Origin of the sequence: Rhodopirellula sp. JB055 (assembly GCF_043100905.1) — a bacterium.
GTDB lineage: Bacteria > Planctomycetota > Planctomycetia > Pirellulales > Pirellulaceae > Rhodopirellula.
On record NZ_JBICHO010000207.1, the window covers coordinates 1 to 6,509 of the forward strand.

The 6,509-nt window shown below is 57.0% G+C and carries 6 protein-coding genes; all 6 read right to left on the reverse strand.

The features are described from left to right. Nucleotides 1-592: DUF1559 domain-containing protein (locus ACF8AM_RS08500; protein ID WP_392555220.1), on the reverse strand; the 592-nt coding region annotated here is incomplete at its 3' end. A gap of 779 nt (nt 593-1,371) precedes the next feature. Beyond that, on the reverse strand, nt 1,372-3,567 hold the full coding sequence (gene recG, locus ACF8AM_RS08505) for an ATP-dependent DNA helicase RecG (protein WP_392555221.1): 2,196 nt from the start codon (nt 3,565-3,567) through the stop codon (nt 1,372-1,374). Nucleotides 3,568-3,576: 9 nt separating this feature from the next. Then, complete coding sequence (locus tag ACF8AM_RS08510) at nt 3,577-4,386, reverse strand: TatD family hydrolase (protein ID WP_392555222.1); 810 nt, start codon at nt 4,384-4,386, stop codon at nt 3,577-3,579. A 66-nt stretch (nt 4,387-4,452) separates the two neighbouring features. After that, nucleotides 4,453-4,722, reverse strand: coding sequence for a hypothetical protein (locus ACF8AM_RS08515; protein ID WP_392555223.1), 270 nt, complete (start codon nt 4,720-4,722; stop codon nt 4,453-4,455). 111 nt (nt 4,723-4,833) lie between these two features. Then, complete coding sequence (locus ACF8AM_RS08520; protein ID WP_392555224.1) at nt 4,834-4,998, reverse strand: DUF2256 domain-containing protein; 165 nt, start codon at nt 4,996-4,998, stop codon at nt 4,834-4,836. A gap of 1 nt (nt 4,999) precedes the next feature. Beyond that, the gene (serS, locus tag ACF8AM_RS08525) at nt 5,000-6,286 is read right to left on the reverse strand and encodes a serine--tRNA ligase (protein WP_392555225.1); all 1,287 of its coding nucleotides are present in this window, start codon (nt 6,284-6,286) and stop codon (nt 5,000-5,002) included. Nucleotides 6,287-6,509 lie beyond the last annotated feature (223 nt).

Genomic DNA, 6,509 nt, shown 5'->3' on the forward strand with positions numbered 1-6,509 from the left:
CTGGGGCCCCCAACGGAGCTTCCGGGATGTAATCGATCGTCGAATCAGGACGACCGCTATATAACACCGCACATCCCGCGTAGACGACCCTTCCAAACAAAGCACTTCCATACCCCTTTGGCGAACGACGTGAGGGGCAATAGTAAGTCGAGACCAATGATTGCGCGACATCATCTTCGCCGCCATTGTTCGCGACGTTCGGCCAGTATGGCGGGTCGTCGCGACCAAGCTCATAGATGTTGTTGCCTTCGAGAAACGGAAGGATTTTGTATTGGGTACTCCATCCTGTCCGCGTCGCCGCTCGGCAACACGTGCCGTTCTTGGGGTAACCAGATGAGTTGGGCGCATCGTCTGTTGTGATTGCGTTGGGGGCACCATCGAGTGGGCCTTCCGGCAACTTCTGGTAAGTGCTCTCAAAGTTAAGAGCAGCCAGACTCATTTGTTTCAAGTTGTTCGAACACTGCATTCGTCGAGCGGCTTCCCGAGCCGACTGAACCGCAGGAAGCAGCAAGCCGACCAAAATGCCGATGATCGCAATCACAACCAACAATTCGACCAGCGTGAATCCGTAGGTTTGAATGCGGGCGTTCATGTGTCGTTCCTTTGGGAAGGAACTGACGCGTGCATCGTGCATTCCCCGGCTAAATCGAGACTCCATCAACCATACTCCCTGAATTGTCAAAGTAATGTTCTTTGGGCATGCGGCGCCGTGGTTCAAGACAACGTTTCTGCTACGGCCCAGTGATTCGCATCGATGAAAAACAGAAGCCCAGTCGGGCCTCAAAGGTCGCTCAGAAGCACCCCAAAGTTCTTGCTTTGGAAACTCGTTTTGGCGACTCGCGAGAAAGATAGAGGCGATCTGCTTATCTTCAATATGAACATGGTGCAATTCACAGAGGCTTCACACGATTCAAGCGAGACTTCGGTCTAATAAGTGAATCGCATGAATTTCCGATGAAGCAACCGCTCCGTAGAGGTGGGCGTGCAACTTGATTCCTCAGCAAATTTTGACCCTCGCGGTTTGGCTTGTCGTTTGAATCGTCAACGACATTTGGACGCCGGTAGGATCGGACTCTTGCTCGACCGAGTTGAAGATCTCAGGTAACAGAGCGTTGATATAAAACGTTTCGCAGATGCAATGGTCAGTTGACGGGCGTTGCCCACAGTCACCGGAGATGAACCGGACGCTATCGCGTTCCGGCTGACGAAACCAACAGCCTGTTAAGAATCGCCAACCCGCAACAGAATTGGAGAACCGGTTCGCACGCGGGACGGCTTTGAAGGCACTCCGAACTTGGCACCACCCTACGCACTTGCTCGAAACGACGGAGATGTGGTGCAGCACAATGCATTCGATCCGATGCTTTCCTGCTACGCACCGTCGCTCAGATCCAAGTGGTTGCCATACCGACGGAGGACCTGTGACTTGAGATCTTCTAACCCTTCGGATTCCATTTCGGGGTCTTGGTCGATCCAGTCCTGAGCCATCTCTCGGGCGACTTGCAGGATCTCGACGTCGCGATGCAAGTCCGCGATTCTCAAGCGGGCATCGCCGCTTTGTCGTTGACCCAGCACATCGCCGGGGCCTCGTAAACGAAAATCCGCTTCGGCCAATTCGAACCCGTCCAGTGTTTGTTCAAACACTTTCAATCGCTCGTCGTCCTGCGGCGGTTTATCACCATCGACAAACACGCACACGTGACCCGCGTGAGTGCCACGACTGACGCGCCCGCGAAGTTGGTGCAATTGAGCCAGCCCAAACCGGTTGCCGCCTAAGATCGCCATCACCGTCGCGTTGGGAACATCGATCCCAACCTCAATCACCGTGGTGCTGACCAATACATCCAGCTCGCCTTCCGCGAATGATTCCATCACTTGGTGCTTCTCATCCGATGCCATGCGGCCATGCAGCAACCCGACTCGCAAACCTTGGAGTGGTCCGGTGCGAAGTTGTTCATAGGTCGAGTGCACCGACGTGATGTCTTCGGCGGGCGGTTCGGCTGGATCGATCAGCTCGGATAGTTCTTCGTCCGCGGTTTCGACTTCCGGACCGACCCGTGGAGCCACCACAAACGCCTGCCGACCTTCCGCCACTCGTTCTTTGACGAATGCCCACCATCGATCACGCCAACTGTCGCCAGCCAAATACGTGTGCACCGCACCACGACCAGCCGGCTTTTCCCGCAACGTGCTCAGGTCCACGTCGCCGAACTGAGTCATCGCGACGCTGCGCGGGATGGGGGTGGCAGACATGACGAGGTAATGCGGATCGACGCCGCCATCGCGAAGCGTCACACGCTGCTTGACACCGAACTTGTGCTGCTCATCGATCACGCACAGCCCCAAGCGATGGAACTCGACCCCGTACAGCAAGGCTTGCGTGCCGATCACGATGTCCAGTTCACCAGTGCGGATTTTCCCAACGGTGTCGCGCCGCTCGGCAGCACCGAGCGAACCGCATAGCAATCCGATCCGCACACGACTGTCCGCCAACATCCGCTTGAGCGTCGCGTAATGCTGTCTCGCCAGCACTTCCGTTGGGGCCATCAAGGTGGCTTGGTGTTCGCCCGCCACAGCGACCAGCATTGCGAAAATGGCGACGACGGTTTTTCCGCTGCCGACATCGCCTTGTAGCAATCGGTTCATCGGGAACTGCCGAGCCATATCGCGAGCGATCACATCCATCACGCGTCGCTGGTCGCCGGTCAATTCAAATGGGAACCGTCGCAAGATTCGATTTCGAACGGTTGCGGTGCATTCCAGTGGAGGAGCCCGCAACTCGCTGGTCAGCGACCGCCGCCTCATCGCCAGTGCCAACTGCATCACCAACAACTCTTGAAACACCAATCGAGTTTGCGCCGCCGTCAGGTCCGCTTCGCTTTCCGGCAAGTGAATGCCACGCAGTGCCTCTGCAATTCCCGGCAGCACGTCCGGCAGATCCAATCCAGTGGCCTTGAGTCGTTTGGCCGCTTCAGAGCGTAAACGCTCGGGCAACACCTCTTTCAGTTGACCGGTCAATTCATGAACCAACGGGCGAGCCAAACGCCGCAGGTCCGATTGCTTCACGCCTTCCGTCAACGGGTAGTTGGGCAGGATCAATCCGCCGGGTGCGTCTTCATCTGGCAGTTCACCTTCTTGGACGATCTCGTACTGAGGATGCGTGAACTCCCACCGCAGTCCGGCGAGTTTGGGCGTGCCGCTGATTCGAACCTGTGTTTCAAACGTCAATTGTTCGGCGCGGAACGGTTGATTGAAGAACACGATTCGAACCGCGCCCGAATCATTTTCAACAATCGCGGCAAACAGTGATTTGCCGGGCGTGCGAGACACCAGTTCGGCATCGGAGATTGTGCCGATGAAGGTCGCCGGTTGGCCTTCCGCCAAATCCGCCACCTTGGTTGGTGGGGGCGGGAACGTGTGATTCCGCGGGACCAGGAACAGGACGTCGCGAGCGATTCGCAGTCCCAGCTTTCGGAACTTCGCTGCTCGCGCGGGGCCAACGCCTGGCAAATACTGAATCGGTGTGGTCAGCGTGAGCGTGGATTCGCTGCTGCTTGGCTCGCTCACGAAATTCAATCACCGAGGCGTGTAGTGAAACTGTTTGCTTTTCGAAAAGAACTCGACCGGGTTGTCGTGCACGACTTTGCGAATCAACGCTTCGTCCATTCCCCGCCGTCGCATCGTGAAGATCAAATCGGGCACGGCGGTCGGTTTGCTGATGCCCCAGTCGCCTGCCGAGTTCGCCAACAATCGTTCTCCCGCGTGCCGTTCAATCATATCGGCAGCCCGATCGGGCGTGCACTTGGTGACGGGATAAAGTGTCATCCCGGCCCAAAAACCTCGGTCCAGCACTTCACTGACGGTGTGCTCTTCGACGTGGTCCACCAACACTCGATCCGGATTGATGCGTGAATCGTCACACAGCATGTCCAAGATCATTCGCGTGCCTTGGTATTTGTCTTCCAAGTGCGGTGTGTGGATCAGAATAGGTTGGTCGTACTTGATGGCCAATTCCAGGTGATCCAGGAACACCGTCGCTTCATTCTTGGTGTTTTTGTTCAGTCCGATTTCACCGATCCCCAGCACACCAGGACGATCGAGGAACTCAGGGATCATCGCGATGACTTCGCGAGACAGCGAGACGTTCTCCGCTTCCTTGGCGTTGATGCACAACCAACAATAATGCTGGATGCCAAACTGTGCCGCTCGTTTCGGTTCGACGGCGGTGAGTTGTTCGAAGTAGTCGCGAAAACCATCGGCGGTGCCACGATCGAAGCCGGCCCAGAACGCTGGTTCGCTGACAGCAACGCATCCCATCCGTGCAAGCGTTTCGTAGTCATCCGTCACGCGGCTGACCATGTGAATGTGCGGGTCGATGAAGTCCATGTTGTTGGTCAGTGATTCGGGGTGTTTGAAGAGTGCAGGGAAGTCGGAAAGCGGAGGTCAAGCGGCTCACTGCTTGGTCGGCGCTTCCACACCAAGCTTGGTCTTCCAGTCCGGGTCGTACTCGCGAGAAAACCAGCGTTGAACTTTCGCGGCGCGATCGGAATCGTCCGCCAGCAACATTTCCATCGCTCGGGTGAGTTGATCGCGGCGCGGCGAAGGCTCACTTCCGCCTGGGGCACGGTCGAGTCGGTCCAGCACCGCCGCCAGTTCCAAAACCTTCGCTCGAACTTCTAGGTACGAGGCATCCAGAATTTCGTCAGCAGTCCGTTGGCTCATGTCGCAAGTTGTTGGAGAGTGGAAACGGATGGGAACGGAGGGGCGTCCGTTTGCGGCAACCATGCCGCTTGTCTATTCAGTTTGGTGTCAGACTCAATTGTACCCGACAACTCATTCTTTGGTTCTCGCGGAAGCGGCGTTTTTCCGGCATGCATCGCTGCAGTATCGGACTTGATCCCAATCACGAGCCCACTTCTTACGCCAGGCGAACTCCTTCCGGCAGACCGGGCAGGTCTTCGTTGGGAGGTTTCGTTTCGCATCGCGATGGGCAGACAACTCACTCGCTCACGCATTCCAAGACGTCACAGCCCACCCAAGGCCGCAAAATCTTTGGCACGTTGATGGTGCCGTCCGCCCGTTGATGGTTTTCCAGGATCGCGATCATGGCTCGACCGGTCGCAATCGCCGTGCCGTTGAGCGTGTGGACAAAGTCCGTTCCCTTTTGCGCGACCGCTTTGGACCGCACGTTCAAACGACGAGCCTGGTAGTCGGTGCAATTGCTGGTGCTGGTCACTTCTCCCCAATCACCCGCGTCACCTCGTCCGGGCATCCAAGCTTCTAAGTCGTACTTGCGATACGCTGGTCCGCCCAAGTCACCCGTCGCGGTGTCGATCACTCGGTAAGGCACTTCCAAGGCGTCAAAGATTTCGCATTCCAGTTCACGCATCTCTTCATGCATCGCCGTGCTTTGGTCGGGCAACGTGAACGCGAACATCTCGACCTTGGTGAATTGGTGAACGCGGTACAGCCCCTTGCTGGCTCGGCCGGCCGCCCCGGCTTCGGTTCGAAAGCAGTGACTCAAACCGCAATAACGAAGCGGCAATTCTTCGCTGGCGAGGACTTGTCCACTGAGCATGCCGCCGAGCGGGATCTCCGCCGTCGCGACCAGGTTCAGCTCGGTGTTTTCGATGCTGTAGATCTGCGTTTCCGGTCCACGCGGGTTGAACCCGGTGCCCTGCAGGACGCTGGTTAACGCCAGGTCGGGGGTAGAAACCGGCGTGAAGCCTTTGCCGGCCAAGTGAGAAATCGCGAATTGTTGAAGGGCCAGATCCAAACGCACGGCGGCGTTTTTCAAAAAGTAAAACCCGGAACCAGCCACGCGGGCTCCACCTTCGAAATCGAACAAGTCATGTTTCTCGCCGAGCTGCAGGTGGTCCAGTGGCTGGAAATTCATTTCGGGCACCGGCGTTTTTCCGCGGCCGATTTCGTTTGCGTCGTGCTCGCCACCCTCCGGCACGTCCGGGTGAGTCATGTTCGGCAGGATGGTCTGCAGCTCGAGGATCTCGGCTTCCAAGCGATCTTGCTGCGCACCGGCGGCGTCTTTTTGCTCGCGAAGGCTGCGACCCTTGGCGATCAAATCCTGACGCTCGTCGTTGTCTTTCGCGGATTTGATCTGCTTGCTGACTTCGTTGGCTTGCCGATTGAGCTCTTCCGCTTGCTTCAGGGCTTCCATCCGCTCGGCTTCGAGGCGGCAAATCGAATCGACGTCGACGGAAACGCCTCGCTTGGCGGAATTTTCAGCGACAAGCTGGGCGTTTTGCAGGATGAATTTGCGATCGAGCATCGTGGTCAGTGGGGTGCGGGAAAATGGGCAACTCAATTTCCCCACAACTTAGCGAAAGTTGCCCGATCGTCGCAGCCCAGGAAAGCGGCGAGTTTCATCGCCCGAGATGGCCCCCTAAAACTTTTGAAGTTGCGTTTTTCTCAAAACCCGAAGCGTCAGCGAGGGAAAAACGAGGTTGACTTCGCCTTGCTGACGCGTCGGGTTATGAAAAAACCAGTGCCTC

Excerpts from the sequence above, each read along its gene's own strand:
- ACF8AM_RS08510 (WP_392555222.1), bottom strand. The coding sequence starts at position 4,386 with ATGGACTTCATCGACCCGCACATTCACATGGTCAGCCGCGTGACGGAT.
- ACF8AM_RS08515 (WP_392555223.1), bottom strand. The coding sequence starts at position 4,722 with ATGAGCCAACGGACTGCTGACGAAATTCTGGATGCCTCGTACCTAGAA.
- serS (WP_392555225.1), bottom strand. The coding sequence starts at position 6,286 with ATGCTCGATCGCAAATTCATCCTGCAAAACGCCCAGCTTGTCGCTGAA.